We start from the raw sequence: 17,174 nt of genomic DNA, 5'->3' as shown, positions 1-17,174 counted from the left end.
ATAATTTTACCATTTTGTGTTAGAAAAGCCGCGGAATCTGTTTTATAATTATAAGTAAATGAACAATCCCTTCGATTATAATGCCTTTTTTGACCAGTCGCTCAACCGGCTCAAGGCAGAAGGCGCGTATAGGGTTTTTCACGATATTGAACGCTCTGTCGCGGAATTTCCGCGTGCACATAGCCATACGACCGGCCAGCCAGTGACGGTATGGTGTTCCAATGATTATCTTGGCATGGGGCGGCACCCTAAGGTGATCGCGGCCATGAAGGCGGCACTCGATACCATGGGGGCAGGTGCGGGCGGTACGCGCAATATTTCCGGTAATCATCATTATGTAGTCGAGCTGGAGCAATTGCTCGCCGGGCTGCATGGCAAGGAAGCTGCACTGGCATTTACTTCCGGTTATACGGCGAATGAGGCGACGCTCAGCACGCTGGCTTCGCGTATGCCGGACTGTGTAGTATTTTCCGATGAATGCAATCATGCTTCCATGATCAGCGGCATTCGCATGGGGCGCACAGAGAAGCATATTTTCCGCCATAACGATATCGAACATCTTGAATCGCTTCTGAAACAGGTGGCATTTGAGCGCCCAAAAATCATTGCGTTCGAGTCGGTCTATTCGATGGACGGCGATACGGGCCGTATTGCGCAGATCTGCGATCTGGCGGAGAAATATAATGCGCTGACTTATCTTGACGAAGTGCATGCGGTGGGTATGTATGGCGCCCATGGCGGCGGTATCTCCGAGCGTGAGGGGCTATCTGCACGTGTTGATATTATTCAGGGCACGCTTGCGAAAGCATTTGGCGTAGTCGGCGGTTATATTGCCGGCAAGGCCAAAATGGTGGATATGGTGCGCAGCTTTGCGCCCGGGTTTATTTTTACTACCTCGCTTCCTCCGGCTATTGCGGCAGGCTGCATTGTGAGCATTCGTCACCTGATGGAAAATTCTGCAGAGCGTGAAGCGCAGCAGCGTAATGTTGTGAAAGTAAAACAGAAGCTGATCGAGCGTGGTATTCATGTGCTGCCGGGCGATACGCATATTGTGCCGGTGATGGTGGGAAATCCTGTGGATTGCAAAACCATTTCCGACAAGCTGCTCAACGAGCATGCTATCTATGTACAACCTATCAACTTCCCGACCGTGCCGCGCGGTACTGAACGGTTGCGGTTGACGCCAGGGCCTTTCCATACGGATGCGATGATCGATGAACTGGCGGATGCGCTGGTTCGCGTGTTTGCAGAAGTGGAAGCGGACAGGGCGCAACGCGTGGCAGGCTGAAGCGGCGTTTCTTCATATCATTTATTTGTGGCTATTATGAATACAGGCATCCTGCGTTTTTCACTGGTTGCGAGCCTTCTTTCTCTGGGAGGGGCTTTGGCGGTACAGTATTGGGGTGGACTGGCTCCATGCCATCTTTGCACGATCCAGCGCATACCTTATGTTGCGGTTATTGTTCTTTCCCTGGTGGGCATTGCCATTCCGGCTGCTAGAAAATGTAAGCTTTCCTGGCTTATCATGATTCTGTTCCTAAGCGGGGCCGGCGTTGCGGCTTACCATGCGGGTGTGGAGAAGCACCTAATCGCGGGACCTTCTTCGTGCACGTCGTCATCGGGGGCAGGGCAGTCGGTTGATGATTTATTGCAAAAGATTAAAAGCGCGCCTATTGTTGCCTGCGATCAGCCGCAGTGGGAGTTTCACGGTATCACGCTCTCGCTGCTTAATATGATATGGTCACTGGCGCTGGCTTTCTATGTTGCGGCAGCGGCCCGAAAGAAGGTGGATAATGCGCAGGCTTCCCGGTGATTTGACGCAGCAGCAGGATGTAGAGCGCATGATCCGTGTGGATCATGCGGGTGAATATGGCGCGATGCGGATTTACGCCGGCCAATTGGCCGTGATGCGCGGATCGGCGCGCCGCGATATGGTTAAGCATATGGCAGATCAGGAAAAACAGCATTTTGATAAGTTCGATTCCCTGATTCGGGACCGCCGCGTGCGTCCGACAGCGCTAATGCCGTTATGGCATGTGGCGGGCTTTGCTCTGGGGGCGGCGAGCGCGCTGCTGGGGGAAAAAGCCGCCATGGCCTGCACGGTGGCCGTGGAAACGGTTATTAATGATCATTATAATGCTCAAAAAGAGCGATTAGGCGATCATGAGAAGGAGCTGGGAGACACGATTGAGAAATTCCGCCAGGAAGAGATGGAACATCATGATATTGCTATGGAAAATGGCGCTGAGCAAGCCCCGCTTTATGGGGCGCTGTCTTTCGGGGTTAAAACCGCCAGTAAACTGGCTATCTGGCTGTCAACGCGGCTATAATCAAAAAGTCAATTGCTTTTTTTGATGGGCCATTATAAACTGTAAGGTGGTTAATCCGGTTCTCGTCGATCTTACGGGGTCGGCTGTTTTAATGTAGGTATGTTTCTTTTGAGACGAGATGCGCAAGTAGCGCGGCTTTGTTACAGGGAGTAACTCGTATGACTATAACACCGGTGCAGTTTTTCGTGACCTCTGCGGTGACGCAGAAGGCCCCATTGTCCGGATCATCTGTCAGCGCTGCGTCCTCTCTCGCAGGCGTGAACGATGTTGTCGGACTTACCAATAAAATTACCCCCGCTATTGTTCCTGACATTTCCAGCCAGCTGGTTGCTGCTTCTGGGCTTTATAATGCCTATGTCAGTCTTGCCAGCACGAATAGCGGATTGAATATTGCCCAAAGCGGCGCAAAACAGATTTCACTGATATTGCAGCAAATGCAGGACATCGCTGCGCAGATTGCGGGCAGCAGTGGAGACAGTGCTTCGCTGACTGCATTAGAAGCAGAATTCCAGGGGCTGTATTCGCAGATCGATAATATTGCCAATAATGCGAGCTTCAACGGCTCCAGCCTGCTTGACGGTTCCTTCAGTCTCGATACCGGCTCTTTGAGCACGAACGGAGCTGGGCAGACCACCACCACGATTCCGAATCTGACGACGAAGAGCTTGTTCGGTAATGTGCCGCCGCGCGTGAATACGGTCTTTGATGCAGGCACTGCGCTTGGTGCGATTGCCGATGCGCAGGATGTAGTGAACGGTGCAAGCGATACTATTGACAATATCAGCAGCCAGGTCAATTTTGCCATGGCGAGCGTCGAGACGGTGGAAGCTAACAGCGTGGCTTCCAGTTCTAATCTGAGCGCAGCTGATCTGATCAGTTCGGGATTTGCGGCTTTACTGCTAGGCAAGCCGACTTCTTCGGCTACGGTGCAGACCGGTAAGATGTCTGACAAGCTGCTCAGCCTGATTTCAGCAAGTTAAGAAGAGATGATGATAATAAACACCGGACCCTTTTGGAGTCCGGTGTTTTTTTGCGTCTGTTACAGGATGAATTTGCTCAGATCCGTGTTTTTGGCCAGATCGCTTACATGTTTCTGAACGTAAGCGGCATTGATCTTCACCTTGGAGCCTTTTTTATCCGGCGCGTCGAAACTGATTTCTTCTACAAGCCGCTCCATGATGGTGTGGAGGCGGCGTGCGCCGATATTTTCGACCTCACGGTTGACCTTGGTTGCGAGTGCGGCCAGTTCCTTAATGCCGTCTTTTGTGAATTCGAGCGTAACTCCGTCCGTCTCCATCAAAGCGGTGTATTGTTTGATGAGGCTTACTTCCGGTTCGGTCAGAATGCGCATCATATCGTCTTCGGACAGCGGATTCAGTTCGACGCGGATGGGCAGACGGCCCTGCAATTCCGGGAGAAGATCGGACGGCTTGGCCATATGGAACGCGCCGGAGGCAATGAAGAGGATATGATCCGTCTTCACCATGCCGTATTTTGTGGAAACGGTTGTGCCTTCGATCAGCGGCAGCAGATCGCGCTGCACGCCTTCACGGCTCACTTCCGCCCCGCGCATTTCCTGACGTGCTGCGACTTTGTCGATTTCGTCGATGAAGACGATACCATGATTTTCCACAGCGTTGACTGCGAGCCTGATCACTTTTTCCTGGTCGAGCAGCTTTTCGCTTTCTTCCGCCAGAATCACTTTTTCGCCGTCAGATACTTTCATGCGCTTGGTCTTGGTGCGCCCACCCATGGCCTTACCAAGGATATCCCCAATATTGAGGACGCCCATCTGGCCGCCGGGAACACCTGGAATATCGAAACTCGGGATCGATGAGCCGCCATTGTCGGCGAGTTCAATATCGATCTCTTTATCTTTCAGTTCACCTGCGCGCAGGCGGTCACGGAATTTACGGCGCGTATCTTCGCTGGAAGTTTCACCGACCAATGCATTCAGCAGGCGTTCTTCCGTCTGCGCTTCGGCCTTCGCGCGCACTTCAATATGCTGGGCTTCGCGCACCATGCTGATGGCGACTTCCATCAGGTCGCGCACAATGGAATCCACGTCGCGGCCGACATAGCCCACTTCCGTGAACTTTGTGGCTTCCACCTTGATAAACGGCGCTTTAGCAAGCTTAGCGAGGCGGCGGGCGATTTCCGTCTTGCCCACGCCCGTATGGCCGATCATGAGGATATTTTTCGGTGTGATTTCGTCACGCAGATTGCCTTCAATCTGCTGTCTGCGCCAGCGATTACGCAGCGCAATAGCAACAGCACGTTTTGCGTCATTCTGTCCGACAATGAAGCGGTCAAGTTCGTTCACAATTTCACGGGGGGTGAGTTCGGTAGTGGTGGATTGGGTCATGGCATTCAAATTGTTAGTGATATAATTGATATAAGTATGCGTTTGGCCCTATTCAAGGGAATAATGCAATTAATTATGTTTGGACAGGGTCAGCAGCCATTTATGGATATCGTTGATAATGACATAGGTCATCAGCATGGCAATAAAAGCCATACCAACTCTTAGCCCGTATTCCTGAAACTTGCGTGCCATGGGTTTGCCGCGCGCGGCTTCGATCGCATAATACAGAAGATGACCTCCGTCCAGCACAGGAATGGGGAAAAGATTGATCAGGCCAAGATTGGCTGACAGATACGCCATTAGCATGAACAGTACGCCAATGCCTTCATTGGCTGCCTCGCCGGACATTTTTGCAATGCCTATGGGGCCGGTAACGCTGCTGCCGAAATTGCGCTTGCCTGTGATGATCTGACCGATAGCGCGCAAATTGGTGGAGCAGATATTGTAGGTTCTGAGCGTGGCCTCCCATACGGCGCGGGGTAAGCCGACATTCTGCATTTTTATCTCACGGCTCTTAATGCCGATGAGCGGATGCGTAACTGTATTGCCCAAAGCATCCTGCTCTGTCACCATTTTAGGGGTGAGGGTAAGGGGGAAGGTTTTATCTGAGCGCTTTATTTTCAATGTGACCGGCGTTCCAAGATTAGTGAATATGATGCGCGGGATGTCGTTAAATGTGTCAACCGTTTCGTCATCGATAGCAATGATACGGTCTCCGGCCTGAAGCCCGGCTGCCTGCGCCGCGGAATTCTCCACAACTCCGCCCACTACAGGTTCTGTGGAAGAAAGGCCCACCATGGCAATGAAGACTGTGAAGATAACGATTGAAAGAATGAAGTTGGCAATCGGTCCGGCGGCAACAATAGCGGTCTTTTTGAGCAGGGATTTATGATAAAAAGTGAAGCGTTTTTCTGCTTCAGGCAATGTATCCACATCATCCGAAGGGCTGCTGTATTCCGAAGCATCGCCGAACATCTTTACATAACCGCCAAGAGGTATGGCGCTTATACGCCAGCGTGTTCCGGATTTGTCGTTTCTGCCCCATAATTCCCTGCCAAAACCGATGGAAAAGGTCTCGATCCTGACACCGCAGAGTTTGGCGACGAGGTAGTGCCCCATCTCATGCACGAACACGAGTAAAAATATGACTGCCAGAAAGGACAGGGGCGTTTGTAGAAAATGCAATATGGGTAACATCACTCTTACATCAATTATATGTTTGCAGCGATCGCTCTGGCTTGCGCATCCGTTGCCATAACGTCATCTATGCTATGCAGATGGACGGCAGGCATGCGTTCCAGTGTGGCTTCTATGATGCGGATAATATCGGTAAACGCCACTTCTTTTTTCAGGAAGCGCGCGACAGCAATCTCATTGGCGGCGTTGAGCACTGCGGGTGCGCTACCGCCTGTTTCCATGGCTGTCCGGCTTAAGCGTAAAGAAGGAAAGCGTTGTGGGTCCGGCGGGAAGAAACTCAGGCGGCCCATGGCGGCGAGATCAAGCGGCTTTGCGCCGCTGGTGATACGCGTGGGCCAGGCGAGCGCGTAAGCAATGGGAGTGATCATGTCCGGTGTGCCGAGCTGCGCGAGCACGGAGCCGTCAATGTAAGAGACCATACTATGGATAATGGATTCGGGGTGGACGAGCACTTCGATCTGCGAAGGCTTCACCGGGAATAAGTGCCAGGCTTCGATAATCTCCAGCCCCTTGTTCATCATAGTGGCGGAGTCGATGGTGATTTTTGCACCCATGTTCCAGGTGGGATGGCGCAGCGCTTCTTCTACCGTCACCTTCTTCATCTGCTCAAAGCTATATTCGCGGAACGGGCCGCCGGATGCGGTGACGATGATTTTGTCGATCGTTTCGGGTTGCTTCGCATCCAGTATCTGAAAGATTGCGCTATGTTCGGAATCTACCGGGAGCAAGGTGGCGTTATGCTTCTGCACTGCTTCCATCACGATATCGCCAGCACAGACAAGGCATTCTTTGTTGGCAAGCGCCACGGTGGCGCCACGCTCGATTGCGGCAAGTGCCGGCAATAATCCGGCAGCGCCGACAATGGCGGCGATTACGATATCCGCATCCATACGGGCGGCTTCCGTAACAGCCTCGCTGCCTGCTGCAGCTTCGATTCCTGTGCCTGAAAGGGCTGATTTTAGTTCCGCGTAACGTTCTTCATTGCCGATGACGGCACGTTTGCAGCCGAGTTCCTTTGCCTGCGCGGCAAGTTTGGCTACATTATCATATGCGGTAATGGCTGTGACGCTGAATTTTTCCGGGTGCTGCCTGAGCAACCGGACAGTGCTCTCTCCGATGGAGCCGGTTGAGCCGAGTATGGTAACGCTGCGTGTCATGGGGATTTAAGAGAACAGCTCGTCGTAAAATTCGCAAATCGCGCTCATCGTGACGGGGAGCGTAACCGCCATTGGCAGCAGCATGAACAAACCGCCGATCAGATTGATCGTGTTAAGTGAGAAGTATACGCCACAATTTTCGGAACCGCCTTTCAAAATAGCGCTACGGCTGGTTTCCATAGCTTCCCACACATTATAATCCTTATCGGCAATCAGCAGCGGCGCGAAGGAATAGATCGTCATGGTGTAGATGCCGGGGATGATAATGATCAGCAGACCGATGATGGAAACGACCAGTGCGTTTTCAAGCTGCATAAATAGGATGAATCCGATCATGACCGGGAAGGAGGCCAGCATGGAGCTGCGTATCATTTTGAGAAAACGCGACTTAATGCGTTTTGCGAAATAAGGCAGGTTCATGGGCTGGCCGCGCGTCATGCGCAGAATCAGCAGCAGGTAGCATGACAGCAGGAAATGCAGCATGATAAATCCGATCATGTAGCATGGCACACGCCATTCCGGCGGAACCATAAAGCTTACCCCCAGAGCGCCCAGCAGGATCAACAGAATGATAAGTCCTGAAAATAACGTGGAGACCTGGTTCTGCTGCAGGAAGTTAATGCCGCCTTTCAATGCATCCAGCAGAGAAAGCTTGCGGGTATAATGGTGTTTGAGGCCTGGTTCAGGTTTGGTGACATGTTCCGGTTCGGCTTTTGCGATGAAAAATTCCCGCAACTCTTCCCAATCCTGTGCCGGATAGGCATCCGATTTGTCGTTACGCTGCACGTGCATTTCCGCCCTGAGCGAGCCATTGCGAATCTTAATGACCAGCGCGACCAGATCATAGGGGCCCTGATTGCCGTTTTCATGAATGATATAGTATTCGTGACTCATAGGGTTCCTTAAACAAGCGCAGAAACGTCGTTAACTCATAGAACGGCTCAATGCAACACTTGACATATGAAGCGTACGATGTTTTTAACATGAATGAAATTTCTATTACAAGGTATTAGTGCACATGACTGAAGAAAAAGAAGCGGCTATTCCGGCCGGTACGTTGATGAAGGGCAAACGCGGACTTATCATGGGCGTTGCCAATGACAAATCCCTCGCCTGGGGCATTTCGCAATATCTGGCGGCGCAGGGTGCGGAGCTTGCTTTCACTTTCCAGGGGGAGGCGCTTGAGAAACGCGTGCGTCCGCTGGCTTCTTCCATCGGTTCTACGCTTGTGATGCCATGCGATGTGACGGATGAAAAATCCATTGATTCCGTGTTCGAAACGCTTGGTAAGGAATGGGGCGGTCTGGACTTTGTCGTGCATGCGATCGGTTTCTCCGACAAGAATGAGCTGCGCGGTAAATATGTCGATACGAGCCCGGCGAATTTCGCCATGACGATGAACATTTCCTGCTACTCTTTCACTGCAGTGGCAAAGCGTGCTTATCCGCTGATGAAAAACGGCGGCAGTCTGCTCACACTTACCTATTACGGCGCTGAGCGCGTGATGCCGCATTATAACGTGATGGGCGTGGCGAAAGCCGCGCTGGAAGCAAGCGTGCGTTATCTGGCGGTGGATCTGGGCGGCGACAATATCCGCGTGAATGCCATTTCGGCCGGTCCGGTCAAGACGCTGGCTGCTTCGGGCATCGGCGATTTTCGCTATATTTTGAAGTGGAACGAGCTGAATGCGCCTTTGCAGCGTAACACGACGCTTGCAGATGTCGGCGGTGCGGCGCTTTACTTGCTGTCCGAATTGGGGGCAGGCACGAGCGGCGAAGTGCTGCATGTGGATTCCGGCTACCATGTGGTCGGCATGAAACGCGTAGATGCGCCGGATATTGCGGTCGCAGGCGCTCACTAGTTATTGTCTGGCGCTCAAGCGGGAGCATTCGGGATAGGTGTAATTGGGGAAATTATGGGTAACAACAGTTTCGGCGAGATTTTCTCATTTACGACCTGGGGCGAAAGCCATGGCGAGGCTATTGGCTGTGTCGTCGACGGCGTGCCGCCGCTGATTGATCTGAATGAAGCCGATATCCAGCATTATCTGGATAAGCGCAAGCCTGCCCAGTCACGTTTTACGACGCAGCGGAAGGAAAGCGATACGGTGAAGATTCTTTCCGGCGTGTTCGAGGGGAAGACGACGGGTACGCCGATCAGCCTGCTGATCCAGAACGAAGACCAGAAATCCAAGGATTACGGCGAAATCAAAGATAAGTTCCGTCCCGGCCATGCGGATTATACTTACTGGAAGAAATACGGTATTCGCGATTACCGTGGCGGCGGGCGCTCCTCGGCGCGTGAAACCGCCATGCGTGTGGCGGCCGGCGCGATTGCGCGCAAGATATTGCCTGAGAATATTAAAATCCGCGGTGCGATTATCCAGATCGGCACGGAGAAGGTCAATCGTGATAACTGGGACTGGAATGAAGTGAATAACAACCCGTTCTGGTGCCCCGATAAAGAGCAGGTTGCGAAGTTTGAAAGCTACCTGGATTCGGTACGTAAATCCGGCTCGTCTGTCGGTGCGATGATCGAGGTTGTAGCCGAGGGTGTGCCTGCAGGACTCGGCGAGCCTATCTATGACAAGCTCGATTCGGATATGGCTTGCGCGATGATGACGATCAACGCCGTCAAGGGCGTGGAGATTGGCGATGGAATGCAGGTAGCCGGTATGCGTGGCGAGGAAAATGCCGACCGGATGCGCATGAAGGATGGTGAGGTGCAATTCCTTTCCAATCATGCAGGCGGCATTCTCGGCGGTATTTCCAGCGGCCAGCCGGTCGTGGTACGCTTTGCGATCAAGCCGACCAGCTCCATCCTGACACCTGTTGAGACGATCGATATTCATGGCAATAACACGGACATCGTCACTAAGGGACGTCATGATCCATGCGTAGGAATTCGCGCCGTGCCGGTGGCGGAAGCGATGATGGCCTGTGTGCTGGCGGATCATTATCTGCGTCATAAAGTTCAGCGATAATAGTGTGTTGGAACTGATGGCTAAATAAACGGTGTATTATCTGGATTCGGGCCGGAAATCTTTTTGTCCGCTATACGTCCTACTTTAATTCCAGCGACTACACTTATGATCAGTATAAGGGGTATCCATACAGGAGCGCAGACTACTATTATCCAACCAACACCATCGCCTGCACTTTTGTCATAATGGTGGCTGTAAGCTAATCCAAGAGAAAGCAAGGAAATACCTGCCCATGCGAGCATGCAGAATATGCATATTGCTGCTGTCGCTCCGATCACTATGGCAATCACTAATTTCATGCGCTATTTCGCTATTGTTATAACAATCCCACTCTTCGCGGCAGGTTCACATCCCGGTTGATATAGGCGTTCTGCATGAATCCGAATCCGATCAGGATGGAAATCATACTGCTGCCGCCGTAGGAAAGCATCGGCAGCGGTACTCCCACCACTGGGATGAGCCCCATGATCATCATTGTGTTGATGATGATATGGACGAACAGCATGGAAGAAACGCCGATCGCTATGAAGCTGCCGAATGTATGGCGGCTGCGCAGACCGATGGCGATGCCGTAGCCGATCAGCGTGAGATACACGGCGAGTACGAAGACGCAGCCCAGAAAGCCGAATTCCTCCGCGACCATGGTGAAGATAAAGTCAGTATGTTTTTCCGGCAGGAAGTTCAGCTGTCCTTGCGAGCCGTGCAGATACCCTTTGCCGAAGAAGCCGCCGGAGCCGATGGCGATGATCGACTGCATGATATTATAACCTGCGCCGAGCGGGTTTTCCTCGGGATGCAGGAAAGTCATCACGCGTTGTTTCTGGTAGTCATGCAGGAAATGCCAGCCGACCGGCGCTGCCATCAGGCCTACGGCAATGATAATAAGAAAATAGCGTGTTCTGACACCTGCCATATAGAATAACGAAGCGCCGACGAAGGTAAGAATGGTTGCCGTTCCAAGGTTGGGCTGGCGCAGAATGAAGACGGCCGGAACCGCCACCAGCAGGAGCGGGGGAACAAGATGGACGAGACGGTTGATATCGGCCTGGTTTTCGGAATGGAAATAACGTGCCAGCGCCAGGATAACGGCGAGCTTCATGATTTCGGAAGGTTGCAGGTTTACTCCTCCCACATCGATCCAGCGCTTGGCGCCCTTGCCGATGAATCCTGCCACTTCAATGCCCACGAGTACGATCAGGCAAATAATGTAGATGGCATAGGAATATCGCAGCAGCGTCTGCACCGGTGTGACCGCAATGACCGTCATCAATATGAAGCCGAACGTGAAATGCATCATCTGGTGCGAGGCCCAGGGGGCCATATGGCCGCCCGCCGCTGAAAACATCATGGCAAAACCCAGTAGCGCCATGAGAAAGATGCAGGTGGTCAGAAGCCAGTTAAGTTGGGTGAGTTTTGCCAGAGGTGAGTGATGCATGTGCCAAAATTGGTTGCGAGGATTCCCGGGCATCTTGCTATATTATGCAGGCACATGCAACGGCTTTTGGTATTTTGCTGTTACTGACCGATTGCCCGGTAAAAACGTTCCCTGCCCATAGCCAGCAGCATATCGGCATATCCAAGGCGCTCGGCTATTTTCTTATGACCGGCAGGTGAGGGGCGGGATTCAAAAAACAGGCATAGCCATACGCACACCATAATGAGTGCCTCGAACAGGAAATCATGTTCCTGTTTTGTATGCGCCCGCTTCTTTGTATATGCCTGCAAGAAAAGGCGGGTCAGCTGGAATTTATTTCTACGCGGAAAACAGCACATGATAAGTGCTCCCGCTATATCGAAGATATATTCGCCGATGCCCGCATTCTCAGGATCGATGAAGCCGCGAATGGAATGTTTATCGGCATAGAGATTATCAGGACAAATGTCGTCGAACACGAAACCTTTCGGCAAGTTGTCTTTTATGCTGCTGATATGTTCGATGTAAGGCAGGTATTTATGGCGTCTGACTTCATTAAGCCCCTCCAGAGCAATGAGGCAGGCTTTTTTGTTGTACTTTGCCTGTTCTAACTGCGATGCGGATGAAACGGCGGTGTTATGCAATGCCGCAGTCAGTCGGCCCAATGCCTCTGCATTCCTGAGTGTGATTTTCGGCTCGGTGATATTCATGTAAGGGAACAGCAGTATTTTTTGGCCGCTGATATGGGTGACATTATCTCCCTCTTTATTCTTGATAGGGCAGATAGTTTCTATGTTGGAGTTTGATAGAGCACGGTAGAAAGAGAGTTGCCTGCCAAGATTGGCTTCCTGCTGTCTGGCGATGATTTTCAGAAAATAATTTCCAGTCTGGGTCCGGACGCGATAGTTGGAATTTGCGGAGCCTTGCGGGATCGCTTCATAGTGTATGACCATCCCTATATCGCGATAATGCGACTGCAGCTCTTGAAAGAATGTCTTAGAGAGTTTTCCCATCAGGATGGTTATATCTCAGGCGCAGGATAAAAAAAAGCCCGCTTTAGAGCGGGCCTTTCCTTCGGTGATTAAATCACCATGACGTCATCTTCACGATGCGGACTGTCGCTGAACCTCCAGCCCATGCATCAAGCGAGAAATTTCCTCTTTAATGAGGAGCTTCTGCTTCTTGATGTCCTTGATCAAGTAGAAATCAGCCTGCGGGTGCGCTATTTCTTGCGTCAGCGCGGTTTCCAATTCAGCGTGTTTCATCTGCAGGCTTCTGATATGCGACTCTACTGACATGACATTAACTCCCTGTTGTTGTTTAACAAAATTGCCGCCGGGATTGGGGGCGACATCTTTAATTAAACAAAATACTCCTTTCTATTTCAAGATGAATCGGTGTCAAGAGAAATATATTTTCCAAGGTAAATATTTTGCTTGGAATGCATGCCATCGACGTAGGGTTGCATGAAATATAGTGATTAATCTTATTAACTGTTTTATAATGGGTTTTGCGTTGCTAGGTTTATTAACCTTTCTGGGGTAATGCATGAAACTATTTATAACGGTAACTGTAGCGTTACTCATCCTTATTATGACTGGCATTATGGCCAGCCGTCTGCTGCCCAAGGGCGGCGGGATAGACAGCGAAAGCCAGGCTTTCGTAAATGAAAATCTTCCTAAGGTATTGCAAAACTGGGATTTCTCTGTGTTTCGCGAATGTTCTGACCGTGAGGAGATGAACCGCAAGGCCGGTACGACGGACGCACAGATCCGGGAATTCTTTGACTGGAGCCGTAATAAACTTGGCTATATGAAGGAATTTGTCGGGGCGGAAGGTGAAGCGGATGTGGTTTACATCAGTAACGCGCGGCATGAGGTGGCGCATTATTCTGCCAAGGCTATTTTTGAAAAAGGCGATGCCACTATCCATGTGCGGCTTGCCAAGGAAAACGGTGTGTGGAAGTTCGTCGGGTTCCATGTGGACTCGCAGGCTTACGGGCAGGGGAAATAGCTTTTCCGGCAAAGGCTGGCTTTTTGCTTGAGTGACGGCGTTCGCGTTGCTAATGTGCCTTTCTTATGCAAGATACTTTGGAATCATTCTCTGACACGTCCGGCCCATTGCCGATTATCGCGAAACTCAACCCTGAACAGCGTGCTGCCGTCATGGCTACGGAAGGGCCTGTTCTCGTGCTGGCAGGTGCAGGCACGGGGAAGACGCGGGTGCTTACGACCCGCATCGCGCATATTCTTTCCAGCCGTCGTGCCTGGCCGGGCCAGATTCTGGCTGTGACATTTACCAATAAGGCAGCGCGTGAAATGGGCGAGCGCGTGGAAGCGTTGCTGCACGGCAACCGTCCGCAGGAGACGGAAGGCGGAGTTCCGAACCGGGTTTCCTCTTTAAACTGGCTGGGTACGTTCCACTCGATCGCAGCGAAAATCCTGCGCCGCCATGCTGAGGTGCTCGGCTTCACTTCCAGTTTCACTATCCTTAATGCAGATGATCAGCTGCGTCTTATCAAGCAGCTTTCAAACGATCTGGGAGTCGACGAGAAACAGAATCCGGCTAAGCAGATGCTGGGGATCATTCAGAGCTGGAAAGACCAGGGGCTTGTGCCTGAGAAAATCAGCGTCGCGGATGTGGGGCACGGTGCCGGCGCAAAAGCGCTGTTGCTGTACCGGGCTTATCAGGACCGGCTGAAGACGCTCAATGCTATGGATTTCGGCGATTTATTGCTGCACAACCTGACATTATTCACCGAACATCCAGAAATTCATAAAGAGATAGCCGGGCGCTTTAAATATATATTGGTGGATGAATATCAGGATACTAATGTTGCGCAATATCTGTGGCTGCGGCTGCTGGCGGTGGGACATAAAAATATCTGCTGCGTAGGCGATGATGACCAATCCATCTATGGCTGGCGCGGGGCGGAAATCGGCAATATTTTGAAGTTCGAAAAAGATTTCCCGGGAGCGACCGTCGTGCGGCTTGAGCGTAATTACCGCTCTACGGGCAATATACTTGGCGCGGCTTCCCAGCTTATCGCCCATAATACGGGCCGCCTGGGCAAGACCTTGTGGACGGAGGATGACGAAGGCGACAAAGTGCGCGTCTGCTCACTTTGGGATGGCGATGAGGAAGCACGTTTTGTCGGAGAAGAGACTGAAGCCTTCCAGCGCTCCGGCAGCGGCCTTAATGATATTGCGGTGCTGGTGCGCGCAGGTTTCCAGACGCGTGCGTTTGAAGAACGCTTCCTGCTGATTGGGGTTGGGTATCGTGTGATCGGTGGCTTGCGTTTCTACGAGCGCCAGGAAATTCGCGATGCGATAGCGTATCTGCGTATCGTTTCCCAGCCGGATGATGATCTGGCGTTTGAGCGTATTATCAATACGCCGCGCCGGGGTATTGGGGCGGCAACGCTGGAAGCTATCCATAGTTTTGGCCGCGCTGAAAATATTTCCATGACACGTGCGACAGCGCGATTAATTGAATCCGGCAAGCTTAAAGGCAAGGTTGCCGCTGCGCTTTCGGCGCTGCTTTCTTCGTTTGATCGCTGGCGCGGGCTGCTCGGCCAGCAATCCATCGGCGAGATTACGGATCTGGTGCTGGATGAATCCGGTTACCGCCAGATGTGGAAACAGGAAACCACGCCGGATGCGCAAGGACGCCTGGAAAACCTGAAAGAGCTTGTGCGGGCAATGGGTGAATTTGAAACGCTGACGGCGTTCCTGGAACATGTCGGGCTCGTGATGGATATGGCTGAAGATTCCAACGGCGACATGGTCAGCATCATGACGCTGCATGCTGCCAAGGGGCTCGAGTTCGATCATGTGTTCCTTCCGGGCTGGGAAGAGGGGCTTTTCCCGCATCAGCGCTCGGTCGATGAGAGCGGACGGGAAGGGCTGGAAGAAGAGCGCAGGCTCGCTTACGTCGGCATCACGCGTGCGCGCAAGACCTGCACCATTAGCTTTGCGGGAAGCCGCCGCATGTATAACCAGTGGCAATCCAATATCCCCTCACGTTTCCTTAGCGAACTGCCCAAGGAACATATTGAGATTGTGCGGGGGATGTGACCCCCGGTTGTTTTGGTATAAAAACTTCGCTAAAAAGCCTTGATTTAGGGAAAACTTTGGGTTAGACACATGCCCCTGTGTATTTATAAATTCCCGGAGAAGTATTATGAAAGAAGGCATTCACCCCGATTATCACCCCATTACGATTGTAATGAGCGATGGCACGCGTTATGAAACCCGTTCCACCTGGGGTAAGGCCGGTGACACGATGACGCTGGACGTTGATCCGCTCACGCACCCGGCATGGGTTGGCGGTGTAAACATCCGTAAAACGGGCCAGATGGAGAAGTTCACCAACAAGTTCTCGTTCCTGGACGTAAAGAGCGACAAGAAGGCCTAATCCTTAACGGGTAGGTCTTTAAGTTCACAATAAAAGGTTTCCCATGAATCCTGCGAAGTTTATACGCGAAGTCCGCCAGGAAGTTAACAAGGTTGTCTGGCCTGACCGCAAGGAGACGACGACATCCACGATGATGGTGTTGGTGCTTATCTTCCTTTCGGCGTTCTTCTTCTGGTTTGTCGATAGCATCATTTCCTTCGCGGTGCGCACGATTCTTGGGCTTGGAGCATAATTAGAGGATTATTCACTATGGCAATGCGTTGGTATATCATACACGCCCATTCCGGTTTTGAGAAAAAGGTTGCCAATTCGATCAAGGAACAGGCGGCACAGCGTGGCATCACCCAGATGTTCGAGGACATTATCGTCCCGACGGAGGAAGTGGTTGAAATCCGCCGCGGCAAGAAGACCAGCGCGGAACGTAAATTCTTCCCGGGCTATGTGCTTATCAAGATGGAACTGACGGATGAATCCTGGCATCTGGTGAAAAATACCCAGAAAGTTACGGGATTCCTGGGGGGTAACGGCAAGCCGCAGGCTATTTCCGAAGCGGAAGCCGAGTCCATTTTCCGCCAGGTGAAGGACGGTATCGAGCATCCGAAAAGCTCGGTCGTGTACGAAATCGGCGAGTCGGTCAAGGTTACGGAAGGGCCGTTCGAGTCGTTCGTTGGCGTGGTCGAAGAAATCGACGACGAAAAGAACCGTATCAAGGTGGCGGTGTCCATCTTCGGTCGTTCTACGCCCGTGGAGCTGGAATTTACGCAGGTTGAGAAGGTGGCGTAAGGACAGTTTTTATAATTTTATTTGCAAAAAACAAAAATTGCGCTATTAAGGCGCACATTCTTTTTAAGGTGAAAGCGGTTTATTATGGCTAAGAAAATTACTGGGTATGTTAAGTTGCAAGTTCCCGCCGGCAAGGCGAACCCGTCGCCCCCGATCGGTCCGGCGCTCGGTCAGCGCGGCCTGAACATCATGGAATTCTGCAAGGCGTTTAACGCTGCAACGCAGGGTATCGAACCCGGTACGCCGATTCCGGTTATCATCACCGCTTATGCCGACCGTACGTTTTCATTCATCACGAAGACGCCGCCGGTATCGTTCTACCTGAAGAAATATTCCGGTGTTGCCAAAGGTTCCAGCACCCCGGGCAAAGGCGCGACCGTAGGCAAGATCACCTGGGATCAGCTGCGCGAAATCGCAAAAGTTAAAATGAAAGATTTGAACGCTCACGATGTTGAAGCGGCTTGCGCCATGCTGCGCGGTTCCGCACTCGCGATGGGTCTGCAAGTTGTAGGGGAGGCGTAGGAGCGCA

The 17,174-nt window shown here is 51.9% G+C and carries 20 protein-coding genes; 12 read left to right on the top strand and 8 right to left on the bottom strand.

The window, feature by feature from the left end; genetic code table 11:
* Positions 1 to 58: 58 nt before the first annotated feature.
* From hemA to VFT64_10240, 4 genes are all read left to right on the top strand, one after another.
* A complete protein-coding gene (gene hemA / locus VFT64_10255) occupies positions 59 to 1,288 on the top strand; it encodes a 5-aminolevulinate synthase (protein HEU5048210.1) in 1,230 nt (409 codons plus the stop codon).
* Positions 1,289 to 1,324: 36 nt separating this feature from the next.
* On the top strand, positions 1,325 to 1,813 hold the full coding sequence (locus VFT64_10250) for a disulfide bond formation protein B (GenBank protein ID HEU5048209.1): 489 nt from the start codon (positions 1,325 to 1,327) through the stop codon (positions 1,811 to 1,813).
* A complete protein-coding gene (locus VFT64_10245; GenBank protein HEU5048208.1) occupies positions 1,794 to 2,330 on the top strand; it encodes a demethoxyubiquinone hydroxylase family protein in 537 nt (178 codons plus the stop codon). The genes VFT64_10250 and VFT64_10245 overlap by 20 nt, the downstream gene beginning before the upstream one ends.
* Before the next feature lie 158 nt (positions 2,331 to 2,488).
* Entirely contained in the window at positions 2,489 to 3,310 is an 822-nt protein-coding gene (locus VFT64_10240; GenBank protein ID HEU5048207.1) for a hypothetical protein, read from the top strand.
* Positions 3,311 to 3,369: 59 nt separating this feature from the next.
* Here the strand turns inward: VFT64_10240 and hslU are convergent, their stop codons facing one another.
* The 4 genes from hslU to VFT64_10220 all read right to left on the bottom strand — a co-directional run bounded on the left by hslU (position 3,370) and on the right by VFT64_10220 (position 7,943).
* Positions 3,370 to 4,695 (bottom strand): ATP-dependent protease ATPase subunit HslU, encoded by a 1,326-nt coding sequence (gene hslU / locus VFT64_10235; protein ID HEU5048206.1) that lies wholly within the window; start codon positions 4,693 to 4,695, stop codon positions 3,370 to 3,372.
* A 69-nt stretch (positions 4,696 to 4,764) separates the two neighbouring features.
* Positions 4,765 to 5,892 (bottom strand): RIP metalloprotease RseP, encoded by a 1,128-nt coding sequence (gene rseP, locus VFT64_10230; GenBank protein ID HEU5048205.1) that lies wholly within the window; start codon positions 5,890 to 5,892, stop codon positions 4,765 to 4,767.
* A 14-nt stretch (positions 5,893 to 5,906) separates the two neighbouring features.
* On the bottom strand, positions 5,907 to 7,049 hold the full coding sequence (locus VFT64_10225; protein HEU5048204.1) for a 1-deoxy-D-xylulose-5-phosphate reductoisomerase: 1,143 nt from the start codon (positions 7,047 to 7,049) through the stop codon (positions 5,907 to 5,909).
* A 6-nt stretch (positions 7,050 to 7,055) separates the two neighbouring features.
* Positions 7,056 to 7,943, bottom strand: a complete 888-nt coding sequence (locus tag VFT64_10220; protein ID HEU5048203.1) for a hypothetical protein — start codon at positions 7,941 to 7,943, stop codon at positions 7,056 to 7,058.
* Between the two features lie 124 nt (positions 7,944 to 8,067).
* On the opposite strand from VFT64_10220, the gene fabI reads away from it, so the two are divergent.
* The gene (gene fabI, locus VFT64_10215) at positions 8,068 to 8,910 is read left to right on the top strand and encodes an enoyl-ACP reductase FabI (protein HEU5048202.1); all 843 of its coding nucleotides are present in this window, start codon (positions 8,068 to 8,070) and stop codon (positions 8,908 to 8,910) included.
* Positions 8,911 to 8,964: 54 nt separating this feature from the next.
* The gene (aroC, locus tag VFT64_10210) at positions 8,965 to 10,032 is read left to right on the top strand and encodes a chorismate synthase (GenBank protein ID HEU5048201.1); all 1,068 of its coding nucleotides are present in this window, start codon (positions 8,965 to 8,967) and stop codon (positions 10,030 to 10,032) included.
* 20 nt (positions 10,033 to 10,052) lie between these two features.
* Here aroC and VFT64_10205 read toward each other — a convergent pair whose 3' ends face one another.
* From VFT64_10205 to VFT64_10190, 4 genes are all read right to left on the bottom strand, one after another.
* Positions 10,053 to 10,331: a hypothetical protein gene (locus VFT64_10205; GenBank protein HEU5048200.1), complete on the bottom strand. Its 279-nt coding sequence runs from the start codon at positions 10,329 to 10,331 to the stop codon at positions 10,053 to 10,055.
* A gap of 17 nt (positions 10,332 to 10,348) precedes the next feature.
* Complete coding sequence (gene rodA / locus VFT64_10200; protein ID HEU5048199.1) at positions 10,349 to 11,467, bottom strand: rod shape-determining protein RodA; 1,119 nt, start codon at positions 11,465 to 11,467, stop codon at positions 10,349 to 10,351.
* Between the two features lie 80 nt (positions 11,468 to 11,547).
* A complete protein-coding gene (locus VFT64_10195; GenBank protein ID HEU5048198.1) occupies positions 11,548 to 12,459 on the bottom strand; it encodes a phosphotransferase in 912 nt (303 codons plus the stop codon).
* 90 nt (positions 12,460 to 12,549) lie between these two features.
* On the bottom strand, positions 12,550 to 12,744 hold the full coding sequence (locus VFT64_10190; protein HEU5048197.1) for a DUF465 domain-containing protein: 195 nt from the start codon (positions 12,742 to 12,744) through the stop codon (positions 12,550 to 12,552).
* A gap of 250 nt (positions 12,745 to 12,994) precedes the next feature.
* On the opposite strand from VFT64_10190, the gene VFT64_10185 reads away from it, so the two are divergent.
* The 6 genes from VFT64_10185 (at position 12,995) to rplK (ending at position 17,167) form a co-directional block, all read left to right on the top strand.
* Positions 12,995 to 13,459 carry a hypothetical protein gene (locus VFT64_10185; GenBank protein HEU5048196.1) on the top strand — a complete coding sequence of 155 codons (465 nt, stop codon included), beginning with the start codon at positions 12,995 to 12,997 and terminating at the stop codon, positions 13,457 to 13,459.
* Positions 13,460 to 13,524: 65 nt separating this feature from the next.
* Positions 13,525 to 15,522 (top strand): UvrD-helicase domain-containing protein, encoded by a 1,998-nt coding sequence (locus VFT64_10180; protein ID HEU5048195.1) that lies wholly within the window; start codon positions 13,525 to 13,527, stop codon positions 15,520 to 15,522.
* Between the two features lie 106 nt (positions 15,523 to 15,628).
* Entirely contained in the window at positions 15,629 to 15,862 is a 234-nt protein-coding gene (rpmE, locus tag VFT64_10175; protein HEU5048194.1) for a 50S ribosomal protein L31, read from the top strand.
* Between the two features lie 43 nt (positions 15,863 to 15,905).
* Positions 15,906 to 16,094, top strand: coding sequence for a preprotein translocase subunit SecE (gene secE / locus VFT64_10170; protein ID HEU5048193.1), 189 nt, complete (start codon positions 15,906 to 15,908; stop codon positions 16,092 to 16,094).
* Positions 16,095 to 16,111: 17 nt separating this feature from the next.
* A complete protein-coding gene (gene nusG / locus VFT64_10165; GenBank protein HEU5048192.1) occupies positions 16,112 to 16,645 on the top strand; it encodes a transcription termination/antitermination protein NusG in 534 nt (177 codons plus the stop codon).
* Between the two features lie 84 nt (positions 16,646 to 16,729).
* Positions 16,730 to 17,167 carry a 50S ribosomal protein L11 gene (gene rplK / locus VFT64_10160; GenBank protein HEU5048191.1) on the top strand — a complete coding sequence of 146 codons (438 nt, stop codon included), beginning with the start codon at positions 16,730 to 16,732 and terminating at the stop codon, positions 17,165 to 17,167.
* The last annotated feature ends 7 nt before the right edge of the window (positions 17,168 to 17,174 follow it).

Source organism: Rickettsiales bacterium (genome assembly GCA_035765535.1).
Taxonomy (GTDB): Bacteria; Pseudomonadota; Alphaproteobacteria; order Rickettsiales; family JABCZZ01; genus JABCZZ01.
This window is presented reverse-complemented; position numbering and strand designations above follow the sequence as displayed.

Coding starts and splice junctions, on each gene's coding strand:
- hemA (HEU5048210.1), top strand. CDS start 59: ATGAACAATCCCTTCGATTATAATGCCTTTTTTGACCAGTCGCTCAAC.
- VFT64_10250 (HEU5048209.1), top strand. CDS start 1,325: ATGAATACAGGCATCCTGCGTTTTTCACTGGTTGCGAGCCTTCTTTCT.
- VFT64_10245 (HEU5048208.1), top strand. CDS start 1,794: ATGCGCAGGCTTCCCGGTGATTTGACGCAGCAGCAGGATGTAGAGCGC.
- VFT64_10240 (HEU5048207.1), top strand. CDS start 2,489: ATGACTATAACACCGGTGCAGTTTTTCGTGACCTCTGCGGTGACGCAG.
- hslU (HEU5048206.1), bottom strand. CDS start 4,695: ATGACCCAATCCACCACTACCGAACTCACCCCCCGTGAAATTGTGAAC.
- rseP (HEU5048205.1), bottom strand. CDS start 5,892: ATGTTACCCATATTGCATTTTCTACAAACGCCCCTGTCCTTTCTGGCA.
- VFT64_10225 (HEU5048204.1), bottom strand. CDS start 7,049: ATGACACGCAGCGTTACCATACTCGGCTCAACCGGCTCCATCGGAGAG.
- VFT64_10220 (HEU5048203.1), bottom strand. CDS start 7,943: ATGAGTCACGAATACTATATCATTCATGAAAACGGCAATCAGGGCCCC.
- fabI (HEU5048202.1), top strand. CDS start 8,068: ATGACTGAAGAAAAAGAAGCGGCTATTCCGGCCGGTACGTTGATGAAG.
- aroC (HEU5048201.1), top strand. CDS start 8,965: ATGGGTAACAACAGTTTCGGCGAGATTTTCTCATTTACGACCTGGGGC.
- VFT64_10205 (HEU5048200.1), bottom strand. CDS start 10,331: ATGAAATTAGTGATTGCCATAGTGATCGGAGCGACAGCAGCAATATGC.
- rodA (HEU5048199.1), bottom strand. CDS start 11,467: ATGCATCACTCACCTCTGGCAAAACTCACCCAACTTAACTGGCTTCTG.
- VFT64_10195 (HEU5048198.1), bottom strand. CDS start 12,459: ATGGGAAAACTCTCTAAGACATTCTTTCAAGAGCTGCAGTCGCATTAT.
- VFT64_10190 (HEU5048197.1), bottom strand. CDS start 12,744: ATGTCAGTAGAGTCGCATATCAGAAGCCTGCAGATGAAACACGCTGAA.
- VFT64_10185 (HEU5048196.1), top strand. CDS start 12,995: ATGAAACTATTTATAACGGTAACTGTAGCGTTACTCATCCTTATTATG.
- VFT64_10180 (HEU5048195.1), top strand. CDS start 13,525: ATGCAAGATACTTTGGAATCATTCTCTGACACGTCCGGCCCATTGCCG.
- rpmE (HEU5048194.1), top strand. CDS start 15,629: ATGAAAGAAGGCATTCACCCCGATTATCACCCCATTACGATTGTAATG.
- secE (HEU5048193.1), top strand. CDS start 15,906: ATGAATCCTGCGAAGTTTATACGCGAAGTCCGCCAGGAAGTTAACAAG.
- nusG (HEU5048192.1), top strand. CDS start 16,112: ATGGCAATGCGTTGGTATATCATACACGCCCATTCCGGTTTTGAGAAA.
- rplK (HEU5048191.1), top strand. CDS start 16,730: ATGGCTAAGAAAATTACTGGGTATGTTAAGTTGCAAGTTCCCGCCGGC.